Here is a 17,429-nt window from a genome sequence, read left to right on the forward strand (position 1 = left end):
CCCCCGTCAGCGGCGCGACGCGTAGTAGTCGGCGACGACCTGCTGCCCCGGCTTCGCGTACATGCAGTAGTCGGTGTTGGTCGCCGCGTCCGCCGGGTCGTAGAGCCGCACGGGCCAGTCCCAGAGCGCGAAGCCGCCGACCCAGTCCCGCCCGCGGCACGCCTCGAACATCTCGTCGAGGTAGCCGGCCTGCGCGGCGCCGGAGGGCGCGCCCTGCAGGGTCCAGTCGTTCGGGCGAGCGGGCGAGGCGTCGCGGCTGGGGCAGCCGGCCTCGATGAAGAGGAACGGCTTGCCGTGCGCGCGCACGACCGGCTCGATCCGGTCGAGCTGCGCCTCCCACTGCCCGGTCGGGTAGTAGCCGCTCGCCGAGATGACGTCGACGGCGTCCCACCACGAGACGTGGTCCTCCTGATACTTGTCGCAGTTGTAGGTGACGATGCCGGAGTAGACCTCGCGGACGGCGTCGATGAGCGCGCGCCACTCGGCCTCCCGCGGGTCGGAGCGCACCATCTCGCACCCGACGCAGAGCATCTCCGCACCCTCCTCCTCGGCGATCCGGGCGAAGTGGACGATGTACTCCTGGTACGCGGCGAACCAGTCGCCCCAGTGCGCCTCGCCCGGCACGTCCCAGTCGAAGAAGCCGATGTAGCCGCGCCAGATCCCGTCGCGGCAGTTCACGGTCGGCTTGAGGCACGCGCGCCAGCCGCGCTCGTGCACCGCGCGGATCGCCCAGCGCACCTCGTCGTCGGTGGGCGTGGGGGCCTCGCGCCAGGGGATCTCGGTCGAGACCACCGTGGCCTGCAGGGTGGCGAAGGCGATCGTGATCCAGTTCAGGTTCAGCGGGAGCATCGCGTCCATCGAGCGCTCCGCCTCGGGCGTCGCCCAGGTGCCGCGCACGCCGGTCCATCCCCACGTCATGCCCGACACGTGGTCGTCGAGCACCGAGAGGTCGGGGGCGGTGGTCGTCGTGGTGTCGGTCATGCGGCGGTTCGTGCCTTTCGGGGGGAGAGCAGGGCGTTGGCGTTGCGGAGGACGTCGGGCTCGAGGAACCGCGCCGGGTCGACCCCGGATGCCGTGCGCACCGTGATGACGGCGCGCTCGCCGGGCAGCAGCGTGAGCAGCATGTCGTCGGCCTCGGCATCCGGGGCGGCGACGTCGGCCAGCACCGCGAGCTCGCGGACGAGGTCGACGGCGGTCACCGTGATCTCGACGCCGCCGTCGACGGCGCGCGCCTCGGTCTCGAGCCGGGCCTCGCTCAGTGCGGAGTCGCGCGGCTCGGTGAAGAACCACAGGCCGCGCTCGCCGGCCGACTCCGCGACGAGGAGCTCGTCCGCCGGGTCGCCGACGGCCGCCACCTCGGCGGGGATCGGGATGCGCGCGGCGCCGCGCGCCGGCACGTCGAGATCGATGCCCACCTCGGCGAGCGCGGTGCCGTCGTAGCGGAGTCGCGAGATCCGCAGCGGCCCCGACCAGGCCGCGTCCGTGTCGTTCACGATCGCGACCTCGAGGCCGTCGCCCTCGGGCTGGACGGTCACGAGCCGGTCGCGGTAGGCGCCGCGCAAGGCGTACCAGAGCGGCTTGCGCCGGCCGTAGCCGTCGATCGCCGCCCAGGAGACCACGGGCCAGCAGTCGTTCAGCTGCCAGACGATCGCGCCCATGTTATGCGGCTGCAGGGAGCGGAACCACTCGATCGCGGTGCGGACCGCGACCGCCTGGTTGAGGACCATCGCCCAGTGCCACTCCGGCATCGTGTTCGGCAGCGGCAGGTGCGCGACGAGGCCGTCGGTGAGCTTGACGTTGCCCTCGATCGCCTTCTGGTGCACGAGCATCGACGGCGACTCGGGGGTGAGGGGCTCGTCGGGGAGCGCCTCGGTGAGGGTCGCCCAGGTCGGCGGCCCCTGCCATCCGAACTCCGAGACGAAGCGCGGGCGGTAGTCGCGGTAGTGCGGGTAGTCGCGCCGATTCCAGAGCTCCCAGATGTGCATCGTGCCGTTGAGCTCATCGTTGGGATGCATCGACGGGTCGGGCGAGAACGGGCTCGCGGGCGTGTACACGACGTGCGGCGCGAGCTCGGCGACGAGGCCGGGGAAGAGGTCCTCGTAGTACGTCGCCCCCCAGGTGCGGCCCTCGAGGCGCTGCTCCCAGCCCCAGTCGACGTGCCCCCAGACGTTCTCGTTGTTGCCGTTGAGGATCACGAGGCTGGCGTGCCGGCCGAGCCGGACGATCGCCTCCCTGGCCTCGGCGGCGATCTCGGAGGCGAGCGGCTCCTCCTCGGCGTATGCGGCGCAGGCCAGCAGGAAGTCCTGCCAGACCAGCAGGCCGAGGTCGTCGGCCGCGTCGTAGAAGTCCTCGCTCTCGTAGATCCCGCCGCCCCACACGCGCACGAGGTTGACGTTCGCATCGGCGGCCTGGGTCAGCCGCTCGCGGTATCGCGCCGCATCCACCCGGGAGGGGAACGCGTCGTCCGGGATCCAGTTGACGCCTTTGACGTACACCGGACGGTCGTTGACCACGATCGTGAAGGGCGTGCCGGCCTCGTCAGGCGTCGTGTCGGCCCGGACGGTGCGGAATCCGATCCGGTGATCGCGCTCGTCGAGGACCCGGTCGCCGGCGAAGAGCTCCACGTGCAGCTCGTACCGGGTCTGCTCGCCGTAGCCGCGCGGCCACCAGCGGTCGGCATCCGGCACGACGAGGCGCAGCGTCGCCTCACCGTCGACGACATCGGCCCGCGCCTCGATGAGGCCGACGGACGCCACCACGCGGAGCGCGTCGCTCCCCACGGCCTCGACGGGCACGCGCAGCTCGATGACGCCGTCGTCGCCGTCGATCCCCGCGGAGACGATCGCCTGCGCGATGCGGGCCGTCGACCACGACTCGAGACGCACCGGGCGCCAGATCCCGCTCGTCGCGGTGTCGAGACCCCAGTCCCAGCCGAAGCTGCACGCCATCTTGCGGATCGCGTTGTACGGGTGGTGGTTGACGTGCGGCCGGTACTCGAGCTCGAGCGAGGCGCGGTCGGCCTCCGGCACCGGAGCCGCGAAGTCGACCTCCAGCCGGTTGGCGCCCTGCCGCAGCCGCGATCCCACCGGCACCCGGTAGCTGCGGTGCTGGTTGCGGCTCTCGAGCACGACCTCGCCGTTCAGCCGGACCGTCGCGATCGTGTCGAGCCCCTCGAACACCAGGTCGATCCGCTCGGCGTCCCCCGCGGGCGCATCGAACGAGGTGGTGTAGCGCCACGAGGTGCTGCCGATCCACTCCTGCAGCTTCTCGTTCGTGCCGAGGTACGGGTCGGCGATCAGCCCCGCGGCCAGCAGATCGGTGTGCACCGTGCCGGGCACGGTCGCCGGGATCGGTCCGTGCTCGCGGACGGCGGCCGGGATCTGCGCGCCGACGACCGGCTCGGCCGTCCATCCGTGATGCAGCTCGGTCGAGATGCGGGTGTTCGTCACTTAGTTGCTCCCTGGGTGATGCCGTTGTAGATGAAGCGCTGGAGAAGAAGGAAGATCACGAGCGTCGGCGCGATCACGATGATGATCCCGGCCGCGATGATCTGCTGCGACGCGGCGAACGGCCCGGTGAAGTGGAAGAGCGAGGTCGAGATCACCTGCAGATCCGGCGACGGCAGATACAGGAACGGGATGTAGAACTCGTTGTAGATCGCGATGCCCTTGATGATGATCACGGTCGCGATCGCGGGCTGCAGGAGCGGCAGGATGATGCGCCGGTAGATCATGAAGCGGCTCGCGCCCTCGAGCATCGCGGCCTCGTCGAGGCTCTTCGGGATGCTCTGCATGAACTGGATGAAGATGTACACCGACACGATGTCGGTGCCCGAGAACAGGATGATCGCCGCCCAGTAGGTGTTGATCAGGTGCAGCCCGTTGACGACCTGGTAGGTGGCGACCTGCGTGGTGACGCCCGGCACGAGGGTCGCGATGAGGAAGAGTGCGAAGATCACCCGCTTGAAGCGGAAGGTGAAGCGGTCGAGCGCGTACGCGGTCATGGTGCCGATGAGGATCGTCGCGACGATCGAGGCGACCAGGATGATCGTCGTGTTCCCGAACCCCTGGAGCATGTCGCCGTCGAAGAACGCGGTGCCGAAGTTCGAGAAGTTGAGCCAGTCCTGCGGCGGCGTGATCGGCGAGGTGGTCAGGTACTCCTTCGCCGACTTGAAACTCGCGAACAGGATCACGACGAGCGGCAGCATCAGGATCACGCAGAACGCGACGAGCGAGGCGTACTTGCCGAGCCCCGCGAACAGCCACGTCACCCGGATCGCAGCCTGCGACCGCTGACGTCGCCGTGAGATCGGCTCCGAGCTCATCTCCTGCTCCTCCTGCATCGCCCCGCTCATGACAGCGCCACGTCGTCGTCGGGCACGAGTTTGCGTTGGATCCAGGTGATCAGCAGCACGACGATCGTGAGCATGACCGCCATCGCCGAGGCGAAGCCCACTCGCTGGAAGACGAACGCCTGCTGCACGGTCGTGGTCACGAACGTGCCGCTGCCGTTGGCGCCGCCGGTGATGATGTACGGCAGCTCGAACACCGAGAGCGATCCGGCGATCGCGAGGATCATCGACAGGCTGATGATGCGCCGGATGCCGGGCACGATCAGGTAGCGGAACTTCTGCCACGAGTTGGCTCCGTCGATGTCGGCCGCTTCGTATGCCTCGCTCGGGATCGACTGGATCGCCCCGAGGAACAGCACGAAGTTCAGGCCCGTGTAGCGCCAGACCGAGGCGCCGGCGAGCGAGATGTTGACCCAGCCCGGGTTGCCGAGCCAGAGCGGGAAGTGCCCCATCTTGCCCAGGCCCAGCGCGACGAGGGTGGCGTCGAGGGTCCCTCCCGGCCGGAAGAAGAACAGGAAGATGAGGCCGATCGCGACGCCGTTGATGAGGTAGGGGAAGAAGATGATCCCCTTGAAGAAGTTCTTGAACCGCGTCCTGAAGCTGAGCAGGGTCGCGAAGTAGAGAGCGATCGCCATCTGCACGAACGACGCCGCGAAGTAGTACAGGCTGACCGTGAAGACCTGGAAGTACTGCGGCCGGGTGAAGAGCTGGATGTAGTTGTTCAGGCCGACGAAGTTCTTGGTCTGATCGATGCCGTCCCAGTCGGTGAACGAGTACCAGATCATGTTGCCGACCGGGTAGTACGTGAACGTGATGAGCAGCACGAGCGGCACGGCGAGGAACAGGAGAGGGGTGAAGCGGAACCCGCCCTGCGGGCCGCGGAGTCCCCGCCGCCGCCGGGGAGCGGCGGCGGGGCTCAATGCCTTCTCGAATCGAACGCCCTGGCTGGCGTCTCCGCTGATCTCGGTCATCCTTCGACCTCTCCTCGGGTTGCGCCCTGACCGCGGTCAGGTTCGATTCGTTCGGGCTCTGGTGTCTCAGCCGGCGTTGTCCGCGACCGCCTGTCCCCACGCCTGGTTCAGCGAGGCGAAGTAGGAGGCCTTGGTGCCGGAGGCGGCGCCCCGTGCGACGTCGACGAGCTTCTGCCGGTAGATGCCGCCCGACAGATCGATCTGCGACTCCTTCATGATCTGGTTCTGCAGGTTCTCCTTGCCCTTCGGCGCCGGCGCCTGCTCGACGTATTTGACTCCCAGCTTGGCGAAGTTGTTGAGCGTCGCGGGGTTCTTGCTGCCCACCGTCGCGCCCACGCCGCCGTTGAGGTCGGCATAGCCCGACTTCTTCGCGAACCAGTTCGCCCACGCGTAGGCGGTCGGCTTGTTCTTCGACGCCTTGGTGACCCCCTGCAGATAGTCGGGGGCGAGGGCCGCGTAGTACGTGCCCTTCACCTGGTAGGGGAACGGCATGTAGCCGATGCTGTCGGCCGACTTGCCGGCCTTCGTGGCTGCGTCCTGCATCTGGGTGATGGCCCACGAGCCGAGGTACATCGTCGCGATCTGCCCCTGGGCGAGGTAGCCCTTCGAGCTCTCCCACGCGGTGGTGGTCGGGTCGACCTCCGAGAGGCCGTCGTGCACGATGTCGAACAGCAGGCTGTCCGAGATGTTGACGTACGTCTTGCCGGACCACGGCGCCTTGTTCGTGTTGAGGTCGTTGACCGCGTCGACGTTGTTGGTCAGACCCGAGTCGCCGTTCCACTGCGACAGCGGCCACTGGTCGTGATAGTTCGTGTAGTACGGCGTGGCCGACGTCTTCGACTTGATCTGCTTCAGGTCGTCGAGGAACTCCGACGGGGTCTTCGGTAGCGCGGTGATGCCCGCCTGCTTCCAGACGTCCTTGTTGTACACGAAGCCCATCGTCGAGCCGTAGGTCGGGATCCCGTACGCCTTGCCGTTGTACGACTGGTTCGCCACGAAGCGGTAGGTCTTCGAGACCGACGCCTCGGAGCCGAGCGGCTCGAAGAACTGGGGCAGCTGCGCACGGCCGACCGCGGTCGGGATCAGCGCGACGTCGCCGGCGTTGCCCGACCCGAGGCGCGTGGTGACGTCCTGCTCGTAGTTGGTGATGGCCTCGAACTTGACGTTCGTGCCCGGATACGCCTTCTCGAACTCCTTCGCGTACTTCTTGAAGGTCGTGTTCACGATGTCGGTGCGATTGGTGAGGACCGTGATGGTGCCCGTGATCTTGCCCGCGAAGGCGTCGCCGCCCGAACTGTCGCCGCTGCCTCCGGAGCAGGCGGCCAGTCCGGCAGCGAGGACCAGGACGCCGAAGCCGGCCAGTACGTGCCGCATCTTCATGACTATCTCCTTGATCGTCGTTGACCCACAGGGTTGCCGCGGACGCGGCTGCTGTGTCTCGCCGGACGCTACACGCGGTCCGGCGACGACGCAAGCCCATTTGACCATCGTTGTCATCGCTTGCACGCCGATCAGCGGGCGCGACCACGCCCCGAACAACGGGAATTTGAGGCGTGAAGCCTCCATTGCCTCGCCTAGAGTGACATCGTGGGTCACAGTCAGGTCACGACGAGCGGCGTCGGGTCGTCCATCTCGGTGGAGCGCCCGTTCTCGGGGCTCGCGCGCGCCCTGCGCCCCGCGTGGGGCCGTCTGGCGATCGCCGCCCTCGCCTATGTGGTCAAGGACAGCCCGATCTGGGTGCTGCCCGTCATCACCTCCGCGGTGATCGACACGGTGGTCGCGCACGGACCGGCCCTCCGGCTGATCGCCTTCGGCGGGGCCGCCCTCGTGCTCGTCGGGTTGAACTATCCGGTGAGTCAGGTCTACGTGCGCTTCTTCAACTCGTCGGTGCGGGATCTCGGCGTCGCCCTGCGCAATCGGCTGGCGCATCGCCTGCAGGAGTTGTCCATCGGATTCCACACCCGCACGAGCTCCTCCGTCATGCAGACCAAGGTGGTCCGCGACGTCGAGAACGTGGAGTTGATGCTCCAGCAGGCGGCGAACCCGACCCTGTCGGCGCTCGGTGTCATCGCCGGGGCGATCGTGGTGCTGGCGATACAGGTGCCCGCGTTCCTGATCCTGTTCGCGCTCGTCATCCCGCTCTCGGTGACGTTCGTGCGCGGGGTGCGCAAGCGCTCCGAGCGCCGCAACGAGGGATTCCGCCGTGACGTCGAGCGCTTCTCGTCGCAGGTCGGCGAGATGGCGTCGCTGCTGCCGATCACCCGCGCCCATGGTCTCGAGCACGTCGCGACGGAGCGCGTGACGACCACGGCGCGCACGGTACGCGACTCGGGCCTGGTGCTCGACGTGCTCAACGGCCGCTTCACCTCACTCGCCTGGGTCGCCTTCCAGTTCCTGTCGATCGGATGCCTGATCGGCGCCGCGCTGGTGTCGGTGAGCGGGTTGCTGCCCATCACCCCCGGGCAGGTCGTGCTGCTGAGCACCTACTTCGTCATGCTCACCAACTCGATCGTCAACCTGCTGAACCTGGCCCCGCTGCTCACCAAGGGCCGCGAGTCGCTGCGGTCGATCGGCGAGGTGCTCGAGGAGCCGGACGTCGAGCGCAACGAGGGCAAGGTGCGCGTGGACGGGGTGACGGGCCGCCTGCGATTCGAGTACGTCGACTTCCGCTACGACGCCGGCGACTCTCTCGCCATCGACGGATTCGACCTCGACATCCAGCCGGGCGAGACGGTCGCGTTCGTCGGCAGGTCGGGATCCGGCAAGTCGACCGTGCTGAACCTCGCGCTCGGGTTCCTGCGCCCGACGGCCGGCCGCATCCTGCTCGACGGCGTCGACATGGACGGTCTCGACCTGCGCACGGTGCGGCAGAGCGTCTCCGTCGTGCCGCAGGAGTCGGTGCTGTTCACCGGCTCGATCCGCGACAACGTCACCTACGGGCTCGACCACGTCGACGATGACCGGGTGCGGGAGGCGCTGCGCGAGGCGAACGCGCTTGACCTGGTGCACGACCTGCCGCAGGGGCTCGACACCCTGCTCGGGGAGCGCGGGGCGCGGCTCTCCGGCGGGCAGCGCCAGCGGATCTCCATCGCGCGGGCGCTGATCAGGAACCCGCGGATCCTGCTGCTCGACGAGGCCACCTCGGCGCTCGACAGCGAATCGGAGCGCCTCGTGCAGCAGGCGCTCGCGACCCTGCGCCGCGGGCGCACGACCCTCGTGGTCGCGCACCGACTCTCGACGATCCGCTCGGCCGACCGCATCGTCGTGCTCGACGCCGGCCGTATCGTGGAGCAGGGCACGCACGCGCAGCTGCTGGCGGCCGACGGCGTCTATGCGACGCTGCACTCCATCCAGGCCGGATGACTGAGGAGACCATGCCGCACTTCGACCTGCCGCTCGAGGTGCTCGAGCAGTACCTGCCCGAGCGGGACGAGCCCGCCGACTTCGACGACTTCTGGCGCGCCACGCTCGACGAGGCGCGGCGGCACGACGTCGGGCTGGACCGTCGCGAGGTCGACGCGGGGTACCGCGAGCTCATCACCGAGGACATCCGGTTCGCCGGGTTCGACGGACAGCCGATCGCCGGCTGGTTCGTGGCCCCGCGGCACGCCGAGGGCCCCCTCCCGGTCGTCGTGTCGTACATCGGGTACGGCGGGGGCCGTGGCCTGGTCGGGTCGTGGTCGCAGCTGCCGAGCGCCGGCATCGCGCAGCTCGTGATGGACACCCGGGGGCAGGGCAGCCGGTATCGCCCGGGCGACACCCCCGACGGGGGTTTCACCGGCCCGTCTTCCGGCGGCGTCATGACGCTCGGCATCGACGATCCCGCGACGTACTACTACCGGCGCGTCTTCACGGATGCGGTCCGCGCCGTCGACGCGGCGGCGGCGCACCCGCTCGTCGACCCCGCCCGCATCGCGGTGCAGGGCGGCAGCCAGGGCGGCGGGATCGCGCTCGCGGCGGCCGCGCTCGCGTCCCCGGTCACGGCGGCGGTGATCGACGTGCCCTTCCTCACGGGATTCCGCCGGGCGATCACGCTCGTCGACACCCACCCGTACGCCGAGATCGTGCAGTACCTGCACGTGCATCGGCATGCCGAGGAGCGCGTGCTACGCACCCTCTCGTACTTCGACGGCGTCAACATGGCCGCCAGGGCGCGCCCCGCCGCGCTGTTCTCGGCCGGGCTCATGGACGAGGTCTGCCCGCCGTCGACGGTGTTCGCCGCCTTCAACCACTACGCCGGCGGCGACAAGCGCATCGTCGTCTACCCGTACAACGGGCACGAGAACGGCGAGGAGTTCCAGGCCCAGGAGACCGTCGACTTCTTCCGCTCCCGACTGGGCTGAGCGCCGCGCGCGCCGCCCGCCGGTCAGGGGTGGGCGAAGGCGCGGTGCGATGCGCGGAGCGCGAGCGAGGTCGGCAGCGCGATCTGCTCGAGGGTGCCATCCAGTTCGTCGAGCCGGCGCAGCGCGAGCGCGGCCGCGACCCTGCCCATCTCGGTCGGGGAGTGCGCGACGACCGAGATGCCGAGCGACTCCGCGAGGTCGAAGTCGTCGAAGCCGAGCAGCGCGGTGTCGGCCCGGGCCGCCCTGATCGCCCGGAACGCCCCGAACGCGGCGCGGTTGTTGCCCGCGAAGACGGCGTCGGGCGGCTCGGCGAGGGCGAGCAGCTGGGTGACGGCGTTCTCCGCCGCCTCGATCGAGTCGGCGTCCTCCCGCACCAGATCGGGGTCGGCATCGAGCCCGCGGATCATGACGGCGTCGTGGTAGCCGAGCTGCCGCTCGCCGTGCGTGTAGAGGCCGCTCGAGCTGCCGACGAATCCGATGCGCCGGTGCCCGGCATCCGCGAGCGCCATGACACCGGAGCGCGCGCCGCCGCGGTTGTCGAAGATCACCGAGTCGCTCGCCGCGTTCGAAAGGGGCCGGTCGACGGCGACGATGGGGGTGCCGAGCTGTCGCTCGCCCTCGAGATAGGAGTGGTCGCTCGCGATGGGCACGAGCAGGAGCGCGAGCACGCGGCGCTCGAGCATGCTGTCGACCGTCGGGCGTTCCCTGGCCGCCTGGTCGCCTGAGGCGGCCATGACGAGCGTGAGTCCCAGCTCGGCGGTCGCGTCGCTGACGCCCACCGCGACCTGCGAGTAGAAGGGGTTGGTGAGGTCGCCGATCACGAAGGCGATCGTGGAGGGGCGGCCTCCGCGCCGCAGGTCGCGCGCCATCGCGTTGGGGCGGAACCGTAGCGCGAGCGAGGCCTGGACCACCTTCGCGCGGGTCGACTCCTTGACGCTCGAGTGGCCGTTGAGCGCGCGCGACGCCGTCTTGACGCTCACGCCGGCGAGACGGGCGACATCCGCGACCGTGGCCCGTACGCCGCCCCGCGCGGGAGGCGTCGAGGCGGCGCGATCGACCATAGGAGCAGAGTAGGGCCAAATCCCGTGATCGGCGGGACGCCGTCGCGCTTGACAACGTGGGACAAGCGCCGGAAAGATGGGCGGACCGGCTGGGCGGTCGGCACCCTCGTCTACGAGGGACGAACCGGACGAACTCCGGATTGACGGAGGGAGCTCTCGGCGTGATCGTGGGCATCGAGACGGGCGGCACGAAGGTCGTCTGCGGAGCCTTCTCTCCGGAGGAGCCCGCGGTGCCGCTCGATGTCCGACGATTTCCCACCACATCGCCGAGCGAGACCATCGGACGGATCAACGAGTATCTGAGCGAGGTCGGCGACCGGCAGCCCATCGAGGCGCTCGGGATCGCCTCGTTCGGTCCCCTCAACGTGTCGCGCGACGAGCCGCGCTACGGCTGGATCACCGGCACGGTCAAGCCCGGCTGGGCCAACACCAAGCTGCTCGAGCGCATCCCCGTCGCCGAGGCCGTGCCGACCGCGCTGCTGAGCGACGTCAGCGGCGCGGCGACCGCCGAGCACCGGTGGGGCGCGGGGGCCGGCGTCGCGTCGATCGGCTACGCCACCGTCGGCACCGGCGTCGGGGTCGGGCTCGTGCTGAACGGCCGGCTCTTCCACGGCAACGGGTTTCCGGAACTCGGCCACCTGATGATCCGCCGCCATCCGCTGGACGACTTCGTCGGCAGCTGCCCGTTCCACGGCGACTGCCTGGAGGGCCTCGTGTCGGGGCCGGCGGTGCTCGCGCGCTGGGGCGTCGACTCGTCGTCGTTGCCGGATCGGATCCGGTCGCGGGCGCACGAGATCCTCGGCTTCTACATCGCTCAGCTCGCCGCGACCGTGGCCTACACCTCGGGCGTCGACCGCATCGTGATCGGCGGCGGGGTCCTGAAGGCGCCGGGGCTGCTCGACGAGACGCGTCAGCAGTTCCCCCTCGTCACCGGCGGGCCGCACGCGGGGCACGCGATCACGGCGGACGCCTTCGACTTCCTGGTGCCGCCGCTGCTCGGCGACGCCTCGGGAATGCTCGGCGCGAGCGCCGCCGCCCTCGATCTGCTGCTGGCCCGGCGCGGCGCCTCCGCTCTCTGACGCCGGAGGCGGGTGCCGGGCGCCGAGCCCGACGCCGGAGCGCGCCCTCCGAGTGCCCGGCCCGAGCGGGTCCGCGGCGCTCTGCCCAAACACCCGCGCCGCGCGCCGACCTACTTACATTCTATTTGTAAATTAGATCGGCGAAGATTACTGTGGTCCGGTCGGGCACCACCGACGCACACTCCAACACCTGAGGAGAAACAGTGTCGTTTCGTGCAATCTCGAAGAGGACGGTTCGGACCGCTGCGGCGCTCGCGGTCGCCGGCCTCCTGGCGGCGGGTCTCGCCGCCTGCTCCGGCTCGTCCGGGAGCCAGGGCTCCGCGCAGAAGGGCGACCTCACGTGGTGGGGGTGGACGCCCGATCAGGCGGTCGCCGAGAATGCCATCACCGAGTTCAACAAGAAGTACCCGGACATCCACATCACCTTCAAGAAGATCCAGGACGCGACGTACGCCGCCGCCCTGCGCCCGGCCCTCGCGTCGTCGCACGGGCCGGACGTCTTCAACCTGCTCGTCGGGGGCACCGGCGCGACGGTCAAGACCTACGGTGTCGACGCCGTCGACCTGACGCCGTCGATGAAGAAGCTGCGCGGCGCCGACTGGAAGAACGGCCTCTTCGCCACCGGCGTGAAGGACTTCACGGTCGGCGGCCAGCTGAAGGCGGCGCCGATCGGCAAGGTCGCGGCGGGCATGATGTGGATCAACCTCGACCTGTTCAACCAGTTCGGCCTCAAGCCGCCGAAGACGCTGGACGAGTGGAAGAGCGTCTGCAAGACCTTCCGCGAGCACAACGTGGGCTGCTTCCGTGAGGGCGTCGACCCCGCCGGCTTCGAGCAGGACACCCTGCATACCATCGCCAACAGCGTGCAGCCCGGCTTCTACGAGAAGGCCATCGCCGGCAAGGCGAAGTGGAGCGACCCGGCCATGGTGCAGACGCTGACGATCTGGAAGAACCTGCAGAGCGACGGGATCCTCGATCCGGGCGCGCTGGGGATCCAGCAGTACCCGGACGTCAACAACGCGTTCCTCTCCGGGCAGGTCGCGATGGTGCAGATGGGCACCTGGTACCGCCAGTACACGCGCACCGACACGCTCAAGGCGGCGCTCCAGGGCGCGGGCGTCTCCGACACCAGCAAGATGATCACGATGGTGCCGATCCCGTTCCCGGATGTCGCCGGCAAGGGCCACACGATCGCCGCGTTCAGCGATCCCGACTACGCCCTCGCGGTGAACAAGAAGTCCAAGCACATCGCCGCGGCCGAGACCTTCGCCACCTGGCTGGGCGCGACCAAGGCGGGCCAGCAGGTGATCGCCAACAACCTCGATGAGGACCCGGTGCTGGCCGGCATCACGCCCGACTACGGCAAGGTGCCGCTCGTGAACACGAAGGAGCAGACGCCGTACCTCGACTGGCTGTCGAAGTACACCTCCAACGTGACCGAGGCGCGACTGGCGAACATCTCGGGGACGCTGGACCAGGCGCTGCTCGACTCGGCGAGCACGACGCTCGGCGCGAAGGCGACCCCGGAGCAGGCGGCCCAGACCCTGCAGTCGCAGTCCGGCCAGTGATCGACGAGCGGGCGCGGGCCCCACGCGGGTCCGCGCCCGCTCCGATCGCATCCACGAGGATGGAGCACAGTCGATGACGACCGCGATACCCGCCCGGCGCACACGCCCGGGCCGCAGCGCGGACGGCGCGAGGGCGGTGAACTACGTCTGGCTGCTGCCGGCGTTCGTGGTCTCGGTCGCCGTCATCTACTTCTGCGTCGGCTATACGGCGTGGATCTCGCTGCAGGACTGGGACGGCATCAGCCCCGACCCGATGTTCATCGCGTTCAAGAACTACGCGCGGATGTTCGCCGACCCGGTGTTCTGGGACAGCCTGCAGCACACCGTCATCTTCTTCGTCGTCGCGTTCGTGGCGCAGGCGGTGCTCGGCTTCGTGTTCGCGGTGCTGCTGCACTCGAAGGTGCGGCTCGCGGTGGTCTACAAGGTCATCGTCTTCGTTCCGGTGGTAATCGCCCCGGCGACGATGGCTCCCATCTTCCGGGTCATGTACACGCCGACCGGGCAGTTCAACGACCTGCTCGGCGCCGTCGGCCTCGGCTTCCTCAAGCAGGCGTGGCTCGGGCAGGGGAACACGGCCCTGGCCGTCATCCTGTCGATCGCCGTGTGGAGCGGGACGGGGATCTCCTTCATCCTCTATTACGCGGCGATCGGGCAGCTCGACCCCGAGATGATCGAGGCCGCGCGCCTCGACGGCGCCGGCAACGTGCGCATCCTGTGGAGCGTGATCTGGCCGAACCTGCGGGGCACGACCGTGGCGATCGCGATGCTCACGGCGATCGGCTCGCTCAAGCTGTTCGACATCCCGCAGCTGGTCACGGCCGGCGGACCCAACTACGCGACCGAGTTCCTCGGCACGCTCATCTACCGCCAGAGCGTGCCGCTCAACGCCGTCGGATACGCCTCGGCGCTGTCGATGATGCTGCTGGTGCTCGCCGTGGCGGCCGCGATCATCCTGCGCGCGACCGGCCGCGAGAGGGGAGCACGACGTGCTTGAGGCCCGGAGCCTGCCCGCGAAGGTCGTGCTGCAGCTGGTCGCCACGATCCTGGTGCTGCCGTTCCTGTACCCGCTCGTGGCGATGGTGCAGGAGTCGCTGGCGGGCACCGGCTGGAACAACTACGCGACCGTGCTGGCGATCCCCGAGCTGCCGGTCTTCTTCCGCAACAGCGCGATCATCGCCGTCTGCGTGATCGTCATCGTCTACGTCTGCACGATGCTCGCGTCGTTCGCCTTCTCGAAGCTCCGGTTCCGCGGCAAGGAGGTGCTGTTCTGGCTCATGCTGGCGGCGCTCACGCTGCCGGAGGTCGTGATCCTCGCCCCGCTGTTCGCGACCGCGAGCGCGCTCGGGATCTACGACACCTTCATCGCCGTGATCCTCCCGCTGGCGGCGCTGCAGATCCCCTTCACGGTGCTGCTGACGCGCAACTTCGTCGACGGCATCCCGAACGACCTGCTCGACGCCGCCCGCGTCGACGGCGCGACGACCTGGAAGACGTTCCGCTACGTGGTGTGGCCGTTGACGGCGCCCATCGGCGCTGCCATTGTCGTGCTCACCCTCATCGGCACCTGGAACGACTACCTGCTCCCCCTGGTGTTCCTCCAGGATCCGGGGCTGCAGACGGTGACGCTCGTGCCGACCTTCTTCGTGGGGGAGTTCAACAACGACCAGACGAAGGTCGTCGCGGCCGCGGTGGTCACCGCGATCCCGGAGATCGTCGCCTACCTCCTGCTGCAGCGCCTGTTCGAGCGCGGCCTCTCGGCGGGTGCGCTCAAGTAGCGCCGGCGGCCCGGGTCAGTGGTACTCGTAGCTCACGAACGCCAGGCGGCGGCTGTCGGGCGACCACGACGGGACGTTGATGGTGCCCTGGCCGCCGAAGAGCTCGGCGAGCACGCGCGACGAGCCGTCCGTCAGGTCGACCAGCTGCAGCGTCACCTCGTGATCGCGCGGGTGGCCGACGACGTCGGCCGCGTAGGCCAGGTGCACCAGCCAGCGACCGTCGGGGGAGATGTGCGGGAACCAGTCGGCGGTCGCGGTCTCGAGCACGCGCTCCACGTCGCCGCCCTCCGCGGGGATCCGGTGGATCTGCATGCGACCGGTGCGATCGGAGTTGAAGTAGATCCAGCGGCCGTCGGGCGAGTAGTCGGGGCCGTCGTCCAGCCCGGTCGCGGTCGTCAGCCGGCGCTCCTCGCCGCCGTCGGCCGGGATCGTGAACACGCCCCAGACCCCGTCGCGTCGCGCCGTGTAGGCCAGGATGGCGCCGTCGGGCGACCAGCCGTGCCAGAACGACGGCGCCTGGGTCGTGACGCGCTGCGGCACACCGCCCGCCAGCGGGAGGATCGAGATGGCCGACTCGCCCTCGCTCTGATCGCTGATGGCCAGCTGTGTGCCGTCCGGCGAGAGTCCGTGGTCGTTGTTGCACTGCACGGCGGTCCCGGTGTCGATGCGCTCCTCGTCGCCGCCGGCCGCGGCGACCGCGAAGATCCGGCCCTCCCCGTTGAAGACCAGGCGGTCGTCGGCGGTCCAGTTCGGCGCCTCGATCCAGCGGTCGACGACGTGGACGGCGCGCCGGTCGGTCGACGCGATGTCGACGGTCTCGAGGCTGCTCCAGAGCGTGCCGGTCGAGGGGGTCGGGGCCCCGAGCTCGACATCCGAGAACACCGCGGCCTCGGCGACGCCCGGGTCGTGCGAGCACACGGCGAGCCCGACGTAGTACGCGCCGTCCAGCCGCAGCCGGACGGAGCCGCCGGAGGGTCGCCCGTCGACGAGCGCCGTGACGACGTCGCCGCGGCGCGTGATCCCGATGCGGCGCGGCGCGACGGCCGAGGACTGCACCTCGCGGGTCACGGCGCCGGTCGTGGGGCGGTACTGCAGGCTCGTGAGGCCGTCGCCGTGCAGGGCGATGTCCGCGTAGGCGGCCCCCGGCTCCAGGCTCGCGCGGATCACGAGGCACGCCTTGCGGTGCGGATCGGCGCCCGCCTCGGGGAACGCGATGGTCGCGGCGAGCGCGATGTCGCCCTCGACCCGCTTCCACACGAAGTGGAACTCGTCGCGCTCGAACCACATGTTGGTGCCGCTCCCGGTCACCCGGTAGCCGCCGTCCTGCTCCTGCACGGAGCCGGGGATCGCCACCGGTCCCACGTCGGTCGCGTCGTCGAAGATGCCGGGGGAGATCGTACTGGTCACAAGGACAGACTAGGACATACTTACTTTTCGGCTGTAATGAGGGCACGGTCCGTCTCGCGCGGGGTGCCTCACTATGGTGAGCAGATGAACGGTGTCGGGCTCGTGCTCGTCGGCGACGTCCTGGCCGCCGATCCGGTGATCTCGGCGCTCGTGCACTCCCTCGGCGAGGCGGTGAGCGAGGCCGGCCTGCCGTTCCTCGCGAGGGTCGTGGATGACGCCGACTCCGAACTGGACGTCTACCACGCCTGGCACGCCTCGGGTGCTCCGGATGCCGTGGTCGTGATCCCGGCGGAAGCCGACGACGCGCGCGTCGCACTGCTGACGCGGCTGCGGATCCCCGTCGTCGCGCTCACCCACGAGGAGCACCTGCCGGGCGTCTCGGCCGTCGTGCTGGACGACGACGCCGCGGCCGACGAACTGGCGGCCTTCCTCGACCGGCGCGGCTATCGCGACGTGCTGTACGCCCCCGACGGAGCGGGCGCCTCCGACGCCTCCGACCTGCGCGACTCCGCCTTCGCCCGGCTCGGCGGCCGGGTCAGGGCGCTCGACGATGCGACACCGCAGGCGGTCGCCCGCGCCGTCGCGGAGGCCGTGGCGCCGGCGGCCGTGGTCGCCGCGGACGCGACCGCGGCGGTCGCGATCATCGCCGCCATCCGCGAGACGGGGCGATCCGTCCCGGGGGACGCCGGCGTGCTGTCCTGGAACGACTCCCTGCTCTGCCGCACGAGCGACCCGACCATCACCGCGCTCGATCGCCGCGCGACCGAGATCGGCCGCCTGCTCGGCGAGTGCGTGCTGCGCGTCACGGCCGGCGGCGAGCTCGGGCGTCTCCCGGCGCCCCGCGCCGGCGTCGCGGCCAGGGAGAGTGCGTGAG

Annotated in this window: 14 protein-coding genes; 7 read left to right on the forward strand and 7 right to left on the reverse strand. The window is 69.7% G+C overall.

From position 1 onward, the window contains the following. Nucleotides 1–6: 6 nt before the first annotated feature. The 5 genes from ABD285_RS05970 to ABD285_RS05990 all read right to left on the reverse strand — a co-directional run bounded on the left by ABD285_RS05970 (nt 7) and on the right by ABD285_RS05990 (nt 6,702). Entirely contained in the window at nt 7–981 is a 975-nt protein-coding gene (locus tag ABD285_RS05970) for a glycoside hydrolase family 113 (RefSeq protein ID WP_344201060.1), read from the reverse strand. Next, nucleotides 978–3,449, reverse strand: a complete 2,472-nt coding sequence (locus ABD285_RS05975; RefSeq protein ID WP_344201063.1) for a glycoside hydrolase family 2 protein — start codon at nt 3,447–3,449, stop codon at nt 978–980. Before ABD285_RS05975 ends, ABD285_RS05970 begins: the two co-directional genes overlap by 4 nt. Next, nucleotides 3,446–4,324: a carbohydrate ABC transporter permease gene (locus ABD285_RS05980; RefSeq protein WP_425564948.1), complete on the reverse strand. Its 879-nt coding sequence runs from the start codon at nt 4,322–4,324 to the stop codon at nt 3,446–3,448. The genes ABD285_RS05975 and ABD285_RS05980 overlap by 4 nt, the downstream gene beginning before the upstream one ends. A gap of 26 nt (nt 4,325–4,350) precedes the next feature. Further along, nucleotides 4,351–5,322: a carbohydrate ABC transporter permease gene (locus ABD285_RS05985; protein WP_344201066.1), complete on the reverse strand. Its 972-nt coding sequence runs from the start codon at nt 5,320–5,322 to the stop codon at nt 4,351–4,353. Between the two features lie 66 nt (nt 5,323–5,388). Next, on the reverse strand, nt 5,389–6,702 hold the full coding sequence (locus ABD285_RS05990; protein WP_284254360.1) for an ABC transporter substrate-binding protein: 1,314 nt from the start codon (nt 6,700–6,702) through the stop codon (nt 5,389–5,391). Between the two features lie 207 nt (nt 6,703–6,909). Between ABD285_RS05990 and ABD285_RS05995 the strand changes: the two genes are divergently transcribed. Next, the gene (locus tag ABD285_RS05995) at nt 6,910–8,685 is read left to right on the forward strand and encodes an ABC transporter ATP-binding protein (RefSeq protein ID WP_284254361.1); all 1,776 of its coding nucleotides are present in this window, start codon (nt 6,910–6,912) and stop codon (nt 8,683–8,685) included. Next, nucleotides 8,682–9,665, forward strand: coding sequence for an acetylxylan esterase (locus ABD285_RS06000; protein WP_344201070.1), 984 nt, complete (start codon nt 8,682–8,684; stop codon nt 9,663–9,665). Before ABD285_RS05995 ends, ABD285_RS06000 begins: the two co-directional genes overlap by 4 nt. A 23-nt stretch (nt 9,666–9,688) precedes the next feature. Here the strand turns inward: ABD285_RS06000 and ABD285_RS06005 are convergent, their stop codons facing one another. Continuing rightward, nucleotides 9,689–10,726 (reverse strand): LacI family DNA-binding transcriptional regulator, encoded by a 1,038-nt coding sequence (locus ABD285_RS06005; protein WP_284254362.1) that lies wholly within the window; start codon nt 10,724–10,726, stop codon nt 9,689–9,691. 140 nt (nt 10,727–10,866) lie between these two features. Here ABD285_RS06005 and ABD285_RS06010 point away from each other — a divergent pair, with 140 nt between their 5' ends. From ABD285_RS06010 to ABD285_RS06025, 4 genes are all read left to right on the forward strand, one after another. Further along, nucleotides 10,867–11,805 carry an ROK family protein gene (locus ABD285_RS06010; RefSeq protein WP_344201073.1) on the forward strand — a complete coding sequence of 313 codons (939 nt, stop codon included), beginning with the start codon at nt 10,867–10,869 and terminating at the stop codon, nt 11,803–11,805. Between the two features lie 203 nt (nt 11,806–12,008). Next, nucleotides 12,009–13,373: an ABC transporter substrate-binding protein gene (locus ABD285_RS06015; RefSeq protein ID WP_284254364.1), complete on the forward strand. Its 1,365-nt coding sequence runs from the start codon at nt 12,009–12,011 to the stop codon at nt 13,371–13,373. Between the two features lie 73 nt (nt 13,374–13,446). Further along, a complete protein-coding gene (locus tag ABD285_RS06020; protein ID WP_344201076.1) occupies nt 13,447–14,367 on the forward strand; it encodes a carbohydrate ABC transporter permease in 921 nt (306 codons plus the stop codon). Beyond that, complete coding sequence (locus ABD285_RS06025) at nt 14,360–15,148, forward strand: carbohydrate ABC transporter permease (RefSeq protein WP_344201079.1); 789 nt, start codon at nt 14,360–14,362, stop codon at nt 15,146–15,148. Before ABD285_RS06020 ends, ABD285_RS06025 begins: the two co-directional genes overlap by 8 nt. Before the next feature lie 15 nt (nt 15,149–15,163). Here the strand turns inward: ABD285_RS06025 and ABD285_RS06030 are convergent, their stop codons facing one another. Further along, complete coding sequence (locus ABD285_RS06030) at nt 15,164–16,555, reverse strand: TolB family protein (protein WP_344201081.1); 1,392 nt, start codon at nt 16,553–16,555, stop codon at nt 15,164–15,166. Between the two features lie 84 nt (nt 16,556–16,639). Between ABD285_RS06030 and ABD285_RS06035 the strand changes: the two genes are divergently transcribed. Next, nucleotides 16,640–17,428, forward strand: a complete 789-nt coding sequence (locus ABD285_RS06035) for a substrate-binding domain-containing protein (RefSeq protein WP_284254367.1) — start codon at nt 16,640–16,642, stop codon at nt 17,426–17,428. Nucleotide 17,429 lies beyond the last annotated feature (1 nt).

Source organism: Pseudolysinimonas kribbensis, from assembly GCF_039531715.1.
Lineage (GTDB): Bacteria > Actinomycetota > Actinomycetes > Actinomycetales > Microbacteriaceae > Pseudolysinimonas > Pseudolysinimonas kribbensis.

What these genes read in the sequence shown, in the direction of transcription:
- ABD285_RS05970 (WP_344201060.1), bottom strand. Translation starts at nt 981, where the DNA reads ATGACCGACACCACGACGACCACCGCCCCCGACCTCTCGGTGCTCGAC.
- ABD285_RS05980 (WP_425564948.1), bottom strand. Translation starts at nt 4,324, where the DNA reads ATGAGCTCGGAGCCGATCTCACGGCGACGTCAGCGGTCGCAGGCTGCG.
- ABD285_RS05985 (WP_344201066.1), bottom strand. Translation starts at nt 5,322, where the DNA reads ATGACCGAGATCAGCGGAGACGCCAGCCAGGGCGTTCGATTCGAGAAG.
- ABD285_RS05990 (WP_284254360.1), bottom strand. Translation starts at nt 6,702, where the DNA reads ATGAAGATGCGGCACGTACTGGCCGGCTTCGGCGTCCTGGTCCTCGCT.
- ABD285_RS06000 (WP_344201070.1), top strand. Translation starts at nt 8,682, where the DNA reads ATGACTGAGGAGACCATGCCGCACTTCGACCTGCCGCTCGAGGTGCTC.
- ABD285_RS06005 (WP_284254362.1), bottom strand. Translation starts at nt 10,726, where the DNA reads ATGGTCGATCGCGCCGCCTCGACGCCTCCCGCGCGGGGCGGCGTACGG.
- ABD285_RS06020 (WP_344201076.1), top strand. Translation starts at nt 13,447, where the DNA reads ATGACGACCGCGATACCCGCCCGGCGCACACGCCCGGGCCGCAGCGCG.
- ABD285_RS06035 (WP_284254367.1), top strand. Translation starts at nt 16,640, where the DNA reads ATGAACGGTGTCGGGCTCGTGCTCGTCGGCGACGTCCTGGCCGCCGAT.